General features: G+C 63.3%; 14 protein-coding genes. 4 read left to right on the forward strand and 10 right to left on the reverse strand.

The window, feature by feature from the left end; all coding sequences use genetic code 11:
- The first annotated feature begins 1 nt into the window (after window position 1).
- Window positions 2–2287 carry a xanthine dehydrogenase family protein molybdopterin-binding subunit gene (locus Q8K08_RS08035; RefSeq protein ID WP_305249728.1) on the forward strand — a complete coding sequence of 762 codons (2286 nt, stop codon included), beginning with the start codon at window positions 2–4 and terminating at the stop codon, window positions 2285–2287.
- Between the two features lie 31 nt (window positions 2288–2318).
- Complete coding sequence (locus Q8K08_RS08040; protein WP_305249729.1) at window positions 2319–3362, forward strand: DUF2235 domain-containing protein; 1044 nt, start codon at window positions 2319–2321, stop codon at window positions 3360–3362.
- 50 nt (window positions 3363–3412) lie between these two features.
- Here the strand turns inward: Q8K08_RS08040 and Q8K08_RS08045 are convergent, their stop codons facing one another.
- Window positions 3413–4708 (reverse strand): citrate synthase, encoded by a 1296-nt coding sequence (locus Q8K08_RS08045; protein ID WP_304797734.1) that lies wholly within the window; start codon window positions 4706–4708, stop codon window positions 3413–3415.
- Between the two features lie 80 nt (window positions 4709–4788).
- On the reverse strand, window positions 4789–6195 hold the full coding sequence (gene gltX / locus Q8K08_RS08050) for a glutamate--tRNA ligase (RefSeq protein WP_304797732.1): 1407 nt from the start codon (window positions 6193–6195) through the stop codon (window positions 4789–4791).
- A 101-nt stretch (window positions 6196–6296) separates the two neighbouring features.
- Here gltX and Q8K08_RS08055 point away from each other — a divergent pair, with 101 nt between their 5' ends.
- A complete protein-coding gene (locus tag Q8K08_RS08055) occupies window positions 6297–8381 on the forward strand; it encodes a ComEC/Rec2 family competence protein (RefSeq protein WP_305249730.1) in 2085 nt (694 codons plus the stop codon).
- Here the strand turns inward: Q8K08_RS08055 and lexA are convergent.
- The 6 genes from lexA to Q8K08_RS08085 all read right to left on the reverse strand — a co-directional run bounded on the left by lexA (window position 8375) and on the right by Q8K08_RS08085 (window position 13256).
- Entirely contained in the window at window positions 8375–9064 is a 690-nt protein-coding gene (lexA, locus tag Q8K08_RS08060) for a transcriptional repressor LexA (protein ID WP_304797728.1), read from the reverse strand. The genes Q8K08_RS08055 and lexA overlap by 7 nt on opposite strands.
- Before the next feature lie 80 nt (window positions 9065–9144).
- The gene (locus Q8K08_RS08065; protein ID WP_305249731.1) at window positions 9145–10329 is read right to left on the reverse strand and encodes a molybdopterin molybdotransferase MoeA; all 1185 of its coding nucleotides are present in this window, start codon (window positions 10327–10329) and stop codon (window positions 9145–9147) included.
- On the reverse strand, window positions 10326–10823 hold the full coding sequence (gene moaC / locus Q8K08_RS08070) for a cyclic pyranopterin monophosphate synthase MoaC (protein WP_304797724.1): 498 nt from the start codon (window positions 10821–10823) through the stop codon (window positions 10326–10328). Before moaC ends, Q8K08_RS08065 begins: the two co-directional genes overlap by 4 nt.
- On the reverse strand, window positions 10820–11632 hold the full coding sequence (gene trpC, locus Q8K08_RS08075) for an indole-3-glycerol phosphate synthase TrpC (protein ID WP_305249732.1): 813 nt from the start codon (window positions 11630–11632) through the stop codon (window positions 10820–10822). The genes moaC and trpC overlap by 4 nt, the downstream gene beginning before the upstream one ends.
- 26 nt (window positions 11633–11658) lie before the next feature.
- On the reverse strand, window positions 11659–12672 hold the full coding sequence (trpD, locus tag Q8K08_RS08080) for an anthranilate phosphoribosyltransferase (RefSeq protein WP_304797721.1): 1014 nt from the start codon (window positions 12670–12672) through the stop codon (window positions 11659–11661).
- The gene (locus Q8K08_RS08085) at window positions 12669–13256 is read right to left on the reverse strand and encodes an aminodeoxychorismate/anthranilate synthase component II (RefSeq protein WP_304797719.1); all 588 of its coding nucleotides are present in this window, start codon (window positions 13254–13256) and stop codon (window positions 12669–12671) included. Before Q8K08_RS08085 ends, trpD begins: the two co-directional genes overlap by 4 nt.
- Before the next feature lie 142 nt (window positions 13257–13398).
- On the opposite strand from Q8K08_RS08085, the gene Q8K08_RS08090 reads away from it, so the two are divergent.
- Window positions 13399–14892 carry a polysaccharide deacteylase family 2 protein gene (locus tag Q8K08_RS08090; protein WP_305249733.1) on the forward strand — a complete coding sequence of 498 codons (1494 nt, stop codon included), beginning with the start codon at window positions 13399–13401 and terminating at the stop codon, window positions 14890–14892.
- On the opposite strand, the gene Q8K08_RS08095 is transcribed toward Q8K08_RS08090, so the two are convergent.
- Both Q8K08_RS08095 and tldD read right to left on the reverse strand, forming a co-directional pair.
- On the reverse strand, window positions 14889–15302 hold the full coding sequence (locus Q8K08_RS08095; protein WP_305249734.1) for a hypothetical protein: 414 nt from the start codon (window positions 15300–15302) through the stop codon (window positions 14889–14891). The two genes, Q8K08_RS08090 and Q8K08_RS08095, sit on opposite strands and share 4 nt — an antisense overlap.
- Window positions 15299–16720, reverse strand: a complete 1422-nt coding sequence (gene tldD / locus Q8K08_RS08100; RefSeq protein ID WP_304797713.1) for a metalloprotease TldD — start codon at window positions 16718–16720, stop codon at window positions 15299–15301. Before tldD ends, Q8K08_RS08095 begins: the two co-directional genes overlap by 4 nt.
- Between the last annotated feature and the right edge of the window lie 117 nt (window positions 16721–16837).

The raw sequence follows: 16837 nt of genomic DNA on the forward strand, positions 1-16837 counted from the left end.
CATGAGCAAATTCGGCAAATCGCAGGGCGTGGGCCGGCATGAAGACATCCGCTTTCTGACAGGAAAGGGGCGCTATGTCGACGACATCGCCCCGGCGGACGCGCTGCATGCGCTGTTCCTGCGGTCAGACCATGCCCATGGCCGGATCACCGGGCTGGATCTGGAAGCTGCGCGCGATTTGCCCGGCGTGCATCTGGTGCTGGATGCAGCAGGGCTGGAGTCGCTGGGCGTTACCCTTGGCATGAAGGGCACGCGGTTGCACATTGCTGATGGCGCAGTGGGGGCGGGACCAGAGCGGCCCGTGCTGGCGCGGGACCGGGTTCGCTTTGTCGGTGAAGCGGTGGTGATGATCGTGGCCGACACGGTGCAGGCAGCACAAGATGCGGCAGAGGTCATCGGGCTGGATATTGAGGGCCTGCCGGTTTCATTGGCCTTGTCACCGGGCGGGCCTCAGGTTCACGCCGAAGCGCCGGAAAACCGCGCCTTTCACTGGCAGATCGGCGATGGAGCAGCGGTAGACGCGGCCTTTGCCGCGGCCGCACACCGGGTCACGCTGGAAGTTGTTCACAACCGGATCATCGTCAACGCGATGGAGCCGCGCGGCTGCTTTGCGCAATGGGATGGCGCGCGGCTGCATTTTTGCGTGAACGGACAGGGGGTCTGGAACCAACGCAACGAGTTGGCACGGATGCTGGGCTTGCCCCGCGATGCGGTACGGGTGACCAACCCCGATGTGGGCGGCGGGTTCGGGATGAAGGCAATGACCTATCCCGAATATGTCTGTGTGGCGGCTGCGGCACGCGATCTGGGCCGCCCGGTGCGCTGGATCGCCACGCGTGGTGAATCGATGCTGACCGACAATGCCGGGCGTGATCTGGTGGCGGTGGCAGACCTGGCCTTCGACTCTGATCTGCGGGTGACAGGCTACCGCGTTAACCTTGTGTCCAACCTTGGGGCGTATAACTCGCAATACGGACAAGCCATTCAGTCGGAGTTGTTTTCAAAGGTGCTGACCGGGGTTTATGACATATCGGCTGCGCATTTGCGCGCAGTGGGGGTCTACACCAACACCACCCCGGTGGACGCCTATCGCGGCGCCGGGCGGCCCGAGGCGATTTTGACCATCGAACGCGCCATGGACGAAGCCGCGCGCCAGCTTGGGGTGGATCCTTTTGACTTGCGGATGCGCAATTTCATCACATCCTTTCCCTATCGCAGCGCGACGGGAGAGTTGATTGACGTGGGCGACTTCCCCCGTGTGCTGGCCCGCGCAAAGGCAGAGGCGGATGTAGCGGGCTTTGCGGCGCGTCAGGCGGACAGCGCGGCGCGCGGCATGCTGCGCGGGATCGGGCTTGCCACCTACATCGAAAGCATTCTGGGCGACGCCGATGAAAGCGCCCGGCTGGTGCTGGATAGGGACGGCGGGGCAACGCTGTATGTCGGCACGCAATCAAACGGGCAGGGGCATGAAACGGTATATGCCCGGATGGTCGCGGAATGGACCGGCCTGCCTGAACAGATGGTGCGGATCGTGCAGGGCGATTCTGATGCCATTCCCAAGGGCGGTGGCACGGGTGGGTCGCGGTCTGTGACCGTGCAGGGCACGGCGATGCGCGCGACCGTGCGGCAGATGGTGGCGGGCTTTACCGCCTTTCTGGCCGAGGAGTGGGAGGCCGACGATGTGGGCTTTGACGGCACGTCTTTCGGCGCGGCGGGCAGCAACACCCGCCTGACCATGGCCGAGGCGGCGGATCTGGCCCGGCTGCGTGGCCGCAGCGATTTGCTGGATGTATGCCAAACCACCACACTAGACGGGCGCAGCTACCCCAACGGTGCTCATGTGGCCGAGGTAGAGGTGGACCCCGAAACCGGGGCGATGGTCATGGACCGCTATATTGTGGTTGATGATTTCGGCACGCTGATCGCGCCCGATCTGGCCATCGGTCAGGTGCATGGCGGGGTTGCACAGGGCTATGGTCAGGCAGTGTGCGAGGTGGCGCATTATGACTATCAGGGCCAGCTTTTGACGGCCAGTTTCATGGATTATGCAATGCCGCGCGCCAGCGATCTGCCGATGTTCGGCTTTACCAGCGAACCCGTGCCGTCGATTATGAATCCCTTTGGCATGAAAGGCTGTGGAGAGGCGGGCACCGTGGGCGCGCTGGGCGCGATTTCCAACGCCGTGCGCGATGCGCTGGCCCAGCGCGGGGTGGCGCGTGTTGACATGCCCTTTACGCCCGCGCGGATCTGGCATTGGCTGAAGGAGGCGGAAAACGACGCAGCTTAGCCGCCTTTTGCAATGGTTCCGCCCGCATCCGGTGGTGGAAACCGAAAGCAACGCCCCGCCCGCCGGACCGGGACGGGGTGTTGTCGATCATATTGTGATTCTGGATGGGACAATGTCGTCGCTTGTGCCGGGGCAGGAAACCAATGCGGGCCTTAGCTTTCGGCTATTCAGCGAAGCCACGCCGGTTCAGCGGCGGCGGCTTTATTACGAACCGGGCCTGCAATGGGAAGGCTGGCGCAACTTTGGCGCGGTCGCGCAGGGCCGCGGCATCAACCGTCAGATTCGCCGGGCCTATGGGTGGCTGGCCAGCCAGTATCGTCCCGGCGACCGTATCTTTTTGCTGGGCTATTCGCGCGGCGCGTTTGCGGTGCGCTCTCTTGCGGGGGTGATTGATCGCGTGGGCATGCTGCGCCATGATCACGCTACCGAACGCAATGTCACCCTTGCGTACCGCCATTATATGACCGGGCCGGAAAGCCGGGCGGCGCAGGTGTTTACACAAGAAACCTGCCACCCCGAAGCACCGATTGAAATGGTCGGGGTCTGGGATACGGTCAAGGCGCTGGGCCTGCGCCTGCCCTTGCTCTGGATGCTGACAGACGGGCGGCATGCGTTTCACACCCACCACCTTGGCGCGTCCATCCGGCACGGGTTTCATGCGTTGGCGCTGGATGAGACGCGGGCGGTGTTTGATCCGGTGCTCTGGAGCTGTCCCGAAGGCTGGGAGGGCAACGTCGAACAGGTCTGGTTTGCCGGGGCCCATGCCGATGTGGGCGGACAGGTTGGCAGGCTGGAGTCAGCACGGCCCCTGGCGAATATCCCGCTGGTCTGGATGCTGGACCGGGCCGAAGCGTGCGGCCTGGCATTGCCAGAGCGTTGGCGCGACCGTTTCCCATGCGACCCTGCGGCACCGATGGTGGGCACATGGCGGTCTTGGGGCAAGCTGTTCTTGTTGCGTCGCCGCCGGATCGTGGGCCGGGACCGCAGCGAAAAGCTTCACCCTACGGTGGCAGATCGCGGGACCGCCATGGGGACGATGACCGCGGGAAAACCACAGGCGCGGGTCTGGCGGTGAACGCAAAACGGGCCGCCCGATCCGGCGACCCTTTTGATCTGGTTCAGGTCTTAGCGGTGACGCACATCCACATATTTGCGGTGCTTTTCCCCGATATAAAGCTGACGCGGGCGGCCGATCTTCTGGCCTTTGTCGCCGATCATCTCTTTCCACTGCGAAATCCAGCCAACGGTGCGTGAGATCGCAAAGATTGGCGTGAACATTGAGGTGGGGAAGCCCATCGCCTCAAGAATGATACCTGAGTAGAAATCGACGTTCGGGTACAGCTTTTTCGAGATGAAATATTCATCCGACAGCGCGATGCGCTCCAGTTCTTTGGCGACTTGCAGCAGCGGGTTGTTTTCCACGCCCAGCAGGCCCAACACCTCGTCTGCGGATTCCTTCATCACCGTCGCGCGGGGATCAAAGTTTTTATAAACGCGGTGGCCAAAGCCCATCAGGCGGAAGCCGGAATCCTTGTCCTTGGCCTTGGCCACGAATTCGGGAATTCGCTCAACCGTGCCGATTTCTTTCAGCATTTCAAGGCAGGCCTGGTTCGCCCCGCCATGTGCAGGCCCCCAAAGACAGGCGATGCCGGCTGCGATACAGGCAAACGGGTTGGCCCCCGAAGATCCCGCCAGACGCACGGTAGAGGTAGAGGCGTTTTGCTCGTGATCGGCGTGCAGCATCATGATCCGGTCCATTGCCTTGGCAAGGATCGGGTTGACCACATAATCCTCGGCCGGGATAGCGAAGCACATGTGCAAGAAGTTGCCCGCGTAATCGAGCGAATTCTTCGGATACACGAACGGCTGACCGACGGAGTATTTGAACGCCATCGCCGCAATCGTCGGCAGCTTGGCGATCATACGGATCGCCGCAACCTCACGCTGCCAAGGATCATTGATATCGGTGGAGTCGTGGTAGAATGCAGCCATTGCGCCCACCACCCCGACCATTGTGGCCATCGGGTGTGCGTCGCGACGGAAGCCACGGAAGAAATAGTGCATCTGTTCATGCACCATCGTATGCCGTGTCACGCGGTTTTCAAAATCGGCCAGCTGTGCTGCGGTTGGCAGTTCGCCATAAAGCAGCAGATAGCAAACCTCCAGATAATGCGAATGTTCGGCCAATTGTTCGATGGAATAGCCACGATGCAGCAACTCGCCTTTGTCACCGTCGATATAGGTGATCGCGCTTTCGCAGGCGGCGGTAGAGGTGAAGCCGGGGTCAAAGGTGAACACATCCGCCTCGGCATAGAGTTTCCGGATGTCGAGGACATCAGGGCCAAGGGTCGGCGAATGCACTGGCAGGTCGAACGACTTGCCGTCCAGGGTCAATGTCGCGGTCTTTTTTGTCTCGGCCATCTCTCACATCCCTCGTTTTTAGCCCCGCCGGACAGTCCCGGCGGCGGCGCATTTTGGTTGCAGTGGCAGGGCACAGCCGGTCAGGCTGCGGCGTCCTGCAACCGCGCAATCGTTTCGTCAAGACCGATGACCAGCATCATGTCATAGACGCTTGGGGTTGCGCTGCGTCCAGCAAGGGCTGCACGCAAAGGTGCAGCCAGTTTTCCGAAACCGATGCCATGGGCCGTGGCAACCTCAGTCAGAATGGACTCAAGCTCTTCTTTCGTCCAGCTAGCATTTTGCAGGCGCAGCGTCAATTCTTTCAGTATACCACGGGATACATCGTCCAGCGCCTTGCCTGCGGCCTCGTCAATATCAATGGGGCGTGATGTCAGTGCAAACTGAGCCTTATCAATAAGTTCCGGGAAGGTTTTCGCACGATCCTTGACGCAATACATCGCCCGCAGCAGCAGGTCACGCTGTGCAACGGTCAGCGCGGGGCGGTTGGCAGCAGCTAGATATGCGTCAATTTCATGCAGCAACGCAGCATCATCTGTGCGTGCGAGATGCCAGCCGCAGGTTGATTCCAGCTTCTTGAAATCCAGCCGTGCGGGGCTGCGACCGATTCCTTCCAGCCCGAACATCTCTTTGGCCTGATCGGTGGTGAACAGTTCGGCGTCGCCCTGCGCCCAGCCCAGACGGGTCAGGTAATTGCGCATGCCTGCCGCCGGATAGCCCTGCGCCTGATAATCGCCGACCGCCGTCGCCCCATGGCGCTTTGACAGTTTTTTGCCATCGGGCCCGTGGATCAGCGGAATATGCGCCCAAACCGGAATGGCCCAATCCATCGCATCATACACCATCTGCTGGCGGGCGGCATTGTTCAGGTGGTCGTCGCCCCTGATGACATGGGTAACGCCCATGTCGTGGTCATCGACCACGACAGCCAGCATATAGGTGGGGTTACCATCAGAACGCAGAACTATCATGTCGTCCAGTTGATCGTTGCGAACTGTAACGATTCCCTGAACGGTGTCGTTTATTTTTGTCTCGCCCGTGCGCGGGGCCTTCATGCGGATGGCATAGGGTGCATCCGGATGGGTGGCCGGGTCGGCGTCGCGCCACGGGCTTTGGAACACGGCATAGCTGACGCCCGCCGCTTCTTGCGCCGCGCGAAAGGCGGCGATTTCGTCTTGCGTGGAAAAGCACCTATAGGCGGTGCCTCGGTCCAGCATCTCATGCGCGACCTGCGCGTGGCGGTGGCGCTGGTCGAACTGGCTCACGGCCTCGCCATCCCAGTCCAGCCCCAGCCATGTCAGGCCCTGCAAAATGGCCGCTGTGGCCTCGGGGGTGGAGCGTTCGCGGTCGGTGTCTTCAATGCGCAGCAGGAACTTACCGCCGCGCCCGCGCGCAAACAGCCAGTTGAACAGCGCCGTTCGCGCGCCGCCGATGTGCAGATATCCGGTGGGCGAAGGGGCAAAGCGGGTGACGATCGGGGGGGATGACATGGTGGAATTAACCTTTCGGAAACCATCTTGGCGGTAGGCTTGGCCCGGTTCTAGGCGGTGAAAGGGCAGGAAACAAGGTGGCGGTCCTGACAGGCTTGCTTATGCGGCCGCTCAACGCGCTGGCACAGGCGCGGGGCACGCTGTTCCCTTGGGTGCCGCTGCTGATCGGTGTGGGGATTGGCGGCTGGTTTTCACTGTCATGGGAGCCGGGGTGGCCGGTCTACGCCTTGGCGGCCGCAGTCGTGGCCTTGTGTCTGGCGCTGCGCCTTTGGGGGCCAGAGGCGGGGCATCCCTTTGTGCTGGCAGTGGCCTGTGTGGCCTTGGGCGTGCTGGCTTGTGGGTTGCGGGTGCAGATGGTTCAGGCCCCGATGCTGGATTTTCGCTACTACGGCCCTGTGACGGGCGGTGTGATCAAGATAGACCGCAGCCAGACCGACGCCCTGCGCATCACGCTGGACCGTCTGCAACTGGACCGGGTGCGCCCCAGCCGCATGCCCGAACGGGTGCGGATTTCCTTGCGCGGCAAGGTGCCCGGCCATGCGCCCTTTCCGGGTGAGGTGGTGATGGTCACGGCCACACTGCAAGCCCCCGATGGCCCGATCGAGCCGGGAAGTTTCGACTTTCGCCGGATGGCGTTTTTCGACCGGCTTGGCGCGGTTGGCTATACTACGGCACCGGTGGTGCTATGGGAGCCTGCACCAGAAGGCGGGAGCGTGGCGAAACTGCGCCGTGATCTGGCACTGGCCTTGATGCGTGAGGTGCCGGGCGATGCAGGCGGCTTTATCGCCGGGATCATGACCGGGGATCGCTCGGGGCTGAGCAGGCCCGCGGTGCAGGCGTTGCGCGATACCAATATGGCGCATCTGCTGGCGATTTCGGGCATGCATATGGCATTTCTGACAGGATTTGTCTTTGCCGGACTGCGCATGGCGATTGCCGCCGTGCCGCCCCTAGCGCTGCGGGTGAACGGCAAGAAGCTGGCCGCACTCGTGTCTTTGGCGGTGGCCGCGTTCTATCTTGCCCTGTCAGGGGCCAATGTGGCAACCGAGCGGGCGTTTATCATGGTGTCGGTGATGCTGGGCGCGGTGCTTTTGGATCGCAAGGCGCTGACACTGCGGTCGGTCGCCATTGCCGGCGTGATTCTGCTGTTGTGGCAGCCAGAGACGATGCAGGAACCGGGGTTCCAGATGTCATTTGCTGCGACGGTGGCCCTGATTGCAGGCTTTCGCGCAGTGGATCGGCGGGTGGTGGCGGGGCATCTGCCAACTTGGGCGATGCCGGTGTTTACACTCGTGCTGTCAAGCGTCATCGGTGGCTTTGCCACGGCGCCCTATGCGGCGGCGCATTTCAATCGCTTTGCCGATTACGGTCTGATTGCCAATCTGCTGGCCGTGCCAGTCATGGGGTCAGTGGTGATGCCAGCCGGGGCGGTTGCGGGGTTGCTTGCGCCCTTTGGGTTGGCAGGTCTGCCGCTGTGGGTGATGGAGCAGGGGGCGGCGTGGATCATCTGGGTCGCGCATTGGGTCGCGGGGTGGAACGGAGCGGTGACGGCTATTCCTGCGCCGGGGCCGTGGGTCTTGCCGCTGGTCACGCTTGCGGGGGCATTTGTGGTGTTGCTGCGTGGGGCGTGGCGCGGATTGTTTGTTGCGCCTGCCGTAGCGGCGCTGGTGCTGTGGGTCGGGGCAGAGCGGCCATTGGTGCTGATCTCGGCCGATGGCGGGCTGGTGGGCGTGATAGGGGCCGATGGCCGGGCGCTGTCCGCGCCCAGCGGCGCAGGCTTTGCTGCACAGAACTGGCTGGAGAATGATGGCGATATGGTCAGCCAAGAGCAGGCCGCTGCGCGCGCCGGGATGCAGGGGCCGGTGGGCGCAAGACGGTTTGACGTGGTCGGGCTGACAGGCATGGCGCTGAAAGGCAAAGGCGCGTTGGAACTGGTAGAAGGCGCCTGCGCCGGGGCTGATTTCGTTGTGGTCTCGGTGCCCGTGCCCGATGTGCCTGAAGGCTGCCTGCTGCTGGGCCCGGAGCGCTTGCGCAACACCGGCACGCTGGCACTGTATCCGGTGCCGGGCGGCCTGCGGCCAGAGCCTAGTTTCGGCGCGCGCCGGGTCTGGTCATCACCGCGCAGACCCGAAGGGCTGGCTGCGGTGATTGGCCCAAAGGCCAGCCGCGTCGCGTCCGGTCAGTAGCTGCGGATAAGCCCGACAAGCCGGCCCTGCACCTTGACCTGATGATCGGGCAGCACGCGGGTTTCATAGGCGGGGTTTGCCGCCTCAAGCGCGATCATGCTGCCTTTGCGCCGGAACCGCTTGAGTGTGGCTTCGGCATCATCGACAAGCGCCACCACGATATCGCCATTCTCGGCCGTATTCTGTTCGCGGATCACCACGATATCACCGTCGTTGATCCCGGCCTCGATCATCGAGTCGCCTTTGACCTCCAGCGCGTAGTGGCTGCCCCGGCCCGACAGCATCGATCCCGGCACGGCGATGTGATGCGAGATTTCGGAAATCGCCTCGATCGGGACACCGGCGGCGATGCGGCCCATCACGGGCAGTTCCATCGCATGCACAGCCTCAACCACCATGGCGCCGCGCGGGGCGGGTGCAGGTTTATCACCCTCGATCACGCGGGGGGTAAAGCCGGGCTTTTCCATCGCGTCGGGCAGTTTGATGATTTCCAACGCGCGGGCGCGATGAGCCAGACGGCGGATAAAGCCCCGTTCCTCCAGCGCGGTGATCAGCCGGTGGATACCGGATTTGGACCGCAGGTCCAGTGCGTCCTTCATCTCGTCGAAGGACGGCGGCACGCCGTCAACGTCCATCCGCGTCTTGATGAAATCCAGAAGTTCCAGCTGTTTGCGCGTAAGCATGACCCACCCTGATCTGCATTCGTTAACGCTATGTTCTGCCCGTGTTCCCGGTTTGTGTCAAGCGCAATCCCTTTGGGTTGTCAGATTGGCAGATAGGTCACGGGTGCGCCTGTGCTGCGCGGGCTATCGCCTGCGGGGCGGATCAGCAGGGCATCGGCGGAGGACAGAATCGACAAGAGCGAACTGTCTTGTCGGTCAAAGGGCGTTATCCGGGGCAGGCCACCCGTTTGGGTCAACCGCGCCCGCATGTAATGGGCGCGCGGGCCGGTCGGGCCGACATCTTCTGCCAGCACGGCGGGTTGGGGCCTTGGGGCGTGGAAATCGGCAGGCAGGCCAAGCAGCGCGCGGATCATCGGCAGCAAGAACAGATGCGCGCAGACAACCGACGATACCGGGTTGCCGGGCAGGCCCAGCAGGGCCGCCCCGCCCAGACGTCCCGCCATCAGCGGCTTGCCGGGGCGCATCGCGATTTTCCAGAACGCCCGCTGCATCCCCAGCGACTCTGCGACCTGCGCCACAAGGTCATGTTCGCCCACCGACGCGCCGCCTGTGGTGACAATCACATCGGCGCCTTCGGCCAGTCCCAGCACAAAGCTCAGCGCCTCAACGGTGTCGCGCGCGATGGGCAACAGCCGCACCTCGGCCCCGGCCTCTTCGGCCAAGGCTTTGAGGGTAAAGGAGTTTGACGCGATGATCTGATCGGGGCCGGGGGTTTCGCCGGGCATCACCAGCTCATCCCCGGTGGCGATGATGGCGACCACGGGGCGGCGGGTGACGGGCGCCAGCGCCACATTCATCGACGCCAGAAGTGCCAGATCATTGGGGCGCAACAGGCGCGCTGGCAGAGTATCGCCTGCGCGGAAATCCTGTCCGGCGGGTCGGATGTGGGTGCCAGCATCAGCGCCCGGTTTCACGGTAATGGTGTCGCCGTCACGGATCACATCCTCTTGGATAATCACCCGCGTGGCCCCGTCGGGCAAAGGCGCGCCAGTAAAAATCCGCGCCGCCTGCAAGGGGCCAAGCGTGCCGTGCCAAGCATGGCCCGCGCCCGCCTCACCCACCACGGTAAAGCGATCATCGGCGGTGGGGTCACCCTGCACCGCGTAGCCATCCATCGCAGAGGCGGCAAAAGGCGGCTGATCACGGCTGGCGGTCGCTGGCCCCGGCATGTAGCGGCCTGCCGCAAGGGCCAGAGGCACGTGTTCAACAGGCAATGGGCCGACAAGCGCAAGGCACTGCACCAGCGCGTCTTCGACCGAGATCATGGCTGATCCTCGGGCGCGGTATAGCGGCCCGATTTGCCGCCCTCTTTCAGAACCAGCCGTATCCCCTCGATCCGCATGGATTTTTCAACCGCCTTGACCATGTCATAGATCGTCAGGCAGGCAACGGAAACGGCTGTCAGCGCCTCCATCTCTACCCCGGTCTGGCCACCGGTTTTCACCGTGGCCTCGACCACCACACCCGGCAGGGCGGGGTCTGGCGTGAGGGTAAGTGCCACCTTGGTGATCGGCAAGGGATGGCATAGCGGGATCAGATCGGCAGTTTTTTTCGCCCCCATAATGCCCGCCAGTCGGGCCACACCCAGCACATCGCCCTTTTTCGCCTGACCAGAGGTGATCAGCGCCAGCGTTTGGGCCGTCATCACCACAGACCCGCGCGCAACGGCCACACGAGCGGTTACCGGCTTGTCCGAGACATCGACCATATGTGCCGCGCCGTCGGCGTCAAAATGTGTCAGGCCAGCAGGGTCGGTCATATGCCGCCCTGCGCGGTCAAAGGTTGCGACAGGATGGCGCGGGTGGCGGCGGTCACATCATCCTGCCGCATCAGGGATTCCCCGATCAGGAAGCAGCGCGCGCCGTATTGGGCAAGGTCAGCCAGATCGGCGGGGGTATAAAGCCCGGATTCCGATACGATCAGCCGGTCTTCGGGCACGCGCCGAGCCAGATCGCGGGTGGTGTCCAGCGTCACCTCAAACGTGTGCAGGCTGCGGTTGTTGATGCCCAGTAGCGGCGATTTCAGCAGCGTTGCACGTTCCAGTTCGGCCCTGTCATGCACCTCGATCAGCACATCCATGCCCCATTCGGTCGCCGCCGCTTCCAGCTCGGCGGCCTGTTCATCGGACAGGCTGGCCATGATCAAGAGGATGCAATCGGCATGCAGCGCGCGGGATTCTGCGATCTGATAGGTGTCATACATGAAATCCTTGCGCAGGCAGGGCAGGCTGGTGGCCTGTGACGCCTGAATCAAAAAGTCATCTGCGCCCTGAAAAGACGGCGTGTCGGTCAGCACTGAAAGACAGGTTGCCCCCCCGTCTTCATAGGCTTTTGCCAAAGCTGGCGGGTCGAAATCGGCGCGGATCAGTCCTTTGGACGGGCTGGCTTTTTTTATCTCGGCAATCAGCCCGTATCCGGTGCTTGCGGCTGCTGACAGCGCGCGCGCAAAGCCGCGGGGGGCAGGGGCGGCACGGGCGGCTTCTTCAACATCGGCTAGCGGGCGGGCAGCCTTGCGGGTGGCAACCTCCTCCAGCTTATAGGTTTTGATGCGGTCGAGGATCGTGCTCATGGTGGTATTCCTTGCCTTTTGGGCGGTCAGGCGTTGGTCAGGCGGGCAAGGGTGGTGATCTTGCCCTTGGCCGCGCCGGAATCAATCGAGTGTCGGGCCATCTCGACCCCTTCGGTCAGGCTGGTGGCTTTGTCTGCCACCACAAGCGCTGCCGCCGCATTCAGCAGCACCGCATCGCGGTAGGCCCCCGGCGCGCCATCCAGCAGCGCGCGCAGGGCGTGGGCATTCTCCGCCGGGGTGCCGCCCATGATCTTCTCAAACGGGTGATAGGGCAGGCCCGCGTCTTCCGGGTGCAGCGTGAATTCACGGATATGGCCGTGTTCAACCGCTGCCACCTGCGTCGGCGCAGCGATCGAGATTTCATCGGTGCCGTCGCCGCCATGCACCAGCCATGCCTTGATGCTGCCAAGCGCCAGCAGGGTTTCGGCCATTGGGCGGATCAGGCCGGCGGAAAACGCGCCCGTGAGTTGGCGTTTCACGCCAGCAGGATTGGTCAGGGGGCCAAGGATGTTGAAGATCGTCCGGGTGCCAAGTTCCTGCCGGACCGGCATCACATGGCGGATCGCGGGGTGGTGCATGGGGGCCATCATAAAGCCTATGCCCGCCTCGGCCAGACATTTTTCGACCAGCGCCGGGCCGACCATCACGTTCAGGCCCATTTCGGTCAGCGCATCAGCTGCGCCAGATTTGGACGACAGGTTGCGGTTGCCATGCTTGGCCACCACCACGCCCGCGCCTGCCACCACAAAGGCCGTCGCGGTCGAGATGTTCAGCGTGCCCTTGCCGTCACCGCCGGTGCCCACGATGTCCATCGCCCCTTCGGGCGCGCGCACTGCGTTGCACTTGGCGCGCATCACGCTTGCCGCTGCGGCGTATTCATCCACCGTCTCGCCCCGTGTGCGCAGAGCCATCAGGAAACCGCCCATTTGCGCAGGGGTTCCCTGGCCTTCAAACAGCGCGGTGAAGGCGGCTTCGGCCTCGGCCCGCGTCAGGGGGCGTTCGGCGGCAAGGCCGATCAGCGGGCGTAGAATGTCGCTCATGCGGTCACCTTTACACCGGCTTCATCCAGAAAATTGCGCAACAACTGGTGGCCATGTTCTGACGCAATGGATTCGGGGTGAAACTGCACGCCCTCAATCAAATGGGTCTTGTGGCGCAGGCCCATGATGGTGCCATCCTCCAGCCATGCGGTGACTTCAAGGCAATCGGGCAGGGTTTCGCGCTCTACGATAAGCGAGTGATACCGAGTCGCCTGAAAGGGCGACGGCAGGCCGCGAAACACGCCTTTGCCGGCGTGGTGCATCGCGCCCATCTTGCCATGCACGATCTCATGGCAGCGGATCACACGGCCGCCAAAGGCTTCACCAATTGTCTGATGACCAAGGCACACGCCCAAAAGCGGGATTTTAGCCTCAAAAGCTGCGGTGGTCAGGGGCAGGCAAATCCCCGCCTGCGCCGGATCACAAGGGCCGGGCGACAGGATAATTGCCTGTGGCGCCATGGCCAGCACATCCTGCACATTCAGCGCATCATTGCGTTTTACAACGACATCGGCCCCCAGCTCGCCAAAATAATGAACGAGATTGTAGGTAAAGCTGTCATAGTTGTCGATCAGAAGCAGCATCTTGCGAGGGCCTGTCGTATAGGGGATGAAGCCCGGAGCGGGTCGGGCTATAGATGGTCAGACCGGGGCAGGGGCGTCAAGACCGCTTGATCGTCCGGCCCGGATGGGCACAATGTCCGGCAACGAAAAAAGGGGCAAGGCAGTGCGCGGGTTTGTTCGGGGTTTGCTGTGGGGAAGTCTGGCTGCGGCTGGCGGATTGGTTGTGGTGTCTCAGGTTTCGGGGCCGCCCGTATCTGATGCGCAACAAGACCGCGATGCGACCACACGTGCTGAGGTCAGCACGCCTTCGGCTGATGGCGGGGAACAGGGGGCCGCACCGCCTTCTGAACCCGTGGCAGAACCTGCCCCCGCGCCGCTGGCGGTGACGCAGGCGCCCGATGCTCCTGAGAGTGCGGGCGCTTCCAATACCTTGCCCGCATTGCCCACCACCACCGAAGCACCTCCGGCGCAGGCGGTGGCCGACCTGCCCGCCTCGCCCGAAGCTGACGGTCCCATTGCCTTGGTCCCGGCCCCGGCAGAGCCTCCCGTCGCCCCGCCAAGCGATGCACCCGCGGATCAAATGGCTGCCGCCGGGCAGATTGCCCCACCTTCTGCCCCTGTTCCGGGGGAACTACCCCTTGCAAGCACACCACCAGATTCTCTGGGCTTGCCCGAAGCCGAGCAGGCACCCGCGCCTGCCGACCTGCCGCCGCCGTTGTCTCCCCAAGACGAGACGTTGCTGTTGCCTTTGCCCGACGCTGCGCCTGTCGATCCGGTGCCAGAGCCTTCGGAACCGGACCCGACACCTGAACCCATGCCATTACCGGAACCGGAGCCAGCCGCTCCGCCAACCGGCACTTTGGCCCCCGCGCCAGAGCTTGCCAACCAGACGCCGGGTGTCGTGACCGGACGTTTGCCCCGGATCGGCGCAGAGCCTGCGCCCGAGGTGACCCAAGGCGCGCCAGAGTTCGAGGATGACGAAAGCCTGCCGCCACTGCGCCGTTTTGCGCGGCCCTTTGAAAATGCCGGTCAAAAGCCGCTTTTCGCCATTTTGTTGCAGGATAACGGCAAGGACGGGGTGAATCGCGCCGAACTCGCCGCGCTGGCACTGCCCTTGTCGATTGTGATTGACCCGCTGTCCGATGGTGCCGCTGACCGGGCTGCGATCTGGCGCGCGGGCGGGCAAGAGGTGGTGATGGCGGGGACAGGTATTCCCGCTGGCGCAGGGCCCGGTGATCTGGAGCAAAGCTTTCAGGTGCTGGCCAGCCGTTTGCCCGAGGCGGTCGCGGTGATTGATCCTGATGGCAGCGCGTTCCAGAACAACCGCCCGTTGGCCACGCAAGTGGTGCCGATCCTTGCTGCGCAGGGCCGGGGGCTGGTTACCTTTGATCAGGGGTTGAACGCCGCCGATCAGGTCGCGCGACGCGAGGGTCTGGCCGCAGCCACGATTTTCCGCAGCATTGACGATGGGGCCGAAGACAGCCCGGTGATCCGCCGATATCTGGACCGCGCGGCCTTTAAGGCTGCTCAAGAAGGGCGGGTCGTCGTGATCGGTGTGCTGCGTCCCGAAACCGTGGCAGGCATTCTGGAATGGGCGGTCGAAGGGCGCGCGTCCACCGTGGCCCTGGCCCCGATTTCAGCGATGCTCCAAAACTAAAGCGCGCGCATCGGGCGTAGCAGCCCAAGCGTCGCGCGCAGGATCAGCACAATCGCTGCCCCGGCCAAAGCGCCGGGCGCAAAATCCATCATCGCGCCAATCACGCCGCCGATCACCAACCCTGTGGCGGCGGCGGGCACCCAGCCGAACCAGCCCAGACGGATCAGCAAAGACGCGACGGGCAGGGCCAGAATCATCCCCACAAGGCTGAGGATCGGCGACAGCATCAGCGCCGTGCCGATCACCCAAAGCGAAATGCCCGCAGTTGCAGGCATGATCTGCTGCACCAGACTGAAGATGCCAAGGCACACAATGCCCAGCCCCGACGGCAACAGCACCGCTGCCACAGCAGCTGTCAAAAGGTCGCGCCAAGGAGTTTGCAACTGCTCGCGCGACCGGATCAGGCTCATGCAGCGGAACCACCCACCGTTAGCCCGCCGATCAGCAGCGTGGGTTGGCCCACACCGACAGGCACCCATTGCCCGGCTTTGCCGCAATTGCCGATGCCGGGGTCTAGCGACAGGTCGTTGCCAATGGCGCGGATCTGTTTCAGCGCGGTCGCCCCGTCACCGATCAGCGTGGCGCCCTTGACCGGGGCACCCACTACGCCGCTCTGCACCCGGTAGGCTTCGGTGCAGGAAAATACGAACTTGCCATTGGTGATATCGACCTGTCCGCCACCAAAGCCGACGGCATAGATACCGTCTTTGAGACCGGCCAGAATATCCCTTGGGTCATCCTGACCTGCCAGCATATAGGTGTTGGTCATGCGCGGCATCGGGATATGCGCATGGCTTTCGCGCCGACCGTTGCCGGTGGGCGTCACGCCCATCAGCCGCGCATTTTGGCGATCCTGCATGTAGCCTACCAGAATACCATCCTCGATCAGCACGTTACGGGCCGATGCTGTGCCTTCGTCGTCAATGCTGATGCTGCCGCGCCGGTCCGGGATCGTGCCATCATCCAGCACCGTCACACCGCGCGCGGCGATCTGCTGGCCCATCAGCCCGGCAAAGGCCGAAGTTTTCTTGCGGTTGAAATCGCCCTCTAACCCGTGGCCAATCGCTTCGTGCAGCAAGATGCCAGGCCAGCCGGGGCCAAGCACCACATCCATCACGCCTGCGGGAGCGGGCACCGCCTCAAGGTTGACCAGTGCAATCCGCAGCGCCTCACGCACCACTGGTTGCCAATGATCGGTCTGCATTAGCGACTTCAGCCCAAAGCGACCGCCGCCGCCCATGCCGCCCTGTTCGCGCCGGCCGTTCTGTTCTACGATCACCGAGATGTTCAGACGGGCCATTGGGCGAATGTCGCGCACCCGCAGGCCTTCGGGCCGCAGGATTTCAACCTCTTGATAGGACGCCGAGATCGTGGCCGAGACCTGAATCACCCGAGCATCAAGCCCGCGGGCATAGGCATCAATCTCGCGCAGCATGTCGATCTTGACCGCAAAACTCGCGTCGGCCATCGGGTCGGCATCTCCGTAAAGTTTTACATTTGTACCCTGCGGCGGCGCGGCCATGGTCCCGCCACCATCGCCAACCGCCAGCCGCGCCGTTTCCGACGCGCGCTTCAACGCATTTTCGCTGATCTCGGTGGCATGGGCATAGCCTGCTACCTCGCCTCGCACGGCACGCAGGCCAAATCCTTCGGACGCATCATAGGATGCGGTTTTGATCCGGCCATCATCCAGAACAATCGCCTCGGACCTGCGGCGCTCCAAAAACAGCTCTCCGTCCTCGGCCCCGGCCGTGGCCGCGCGAAGGATCGCCAGTGCCGCCGCCTCGTCCAGATGTGTCTCAAACGGGCGAAAGGGCTGATCGGTCATGAAAGCTGTCCTTGATCTGGGTCAAATGGCGCTGCTTTGTCGCAACGGTTTCTCTTGTGGCAGAGGCCCTAATATGGTTTCAAGACAGGCGGAAACAACGGGATTCTTCTGCGTGTC

This window comes from Pseudotabrizicola sp. (assembly GCF_030684215.1).
In the GTDB taxonomy this organism is placed as follows: domain Bacteria; phylum Pseudomonadota; class Alphaproteobacteria; order Rhodobacterales; family Rhodobacteraceae; genus Pseudotabrizicola.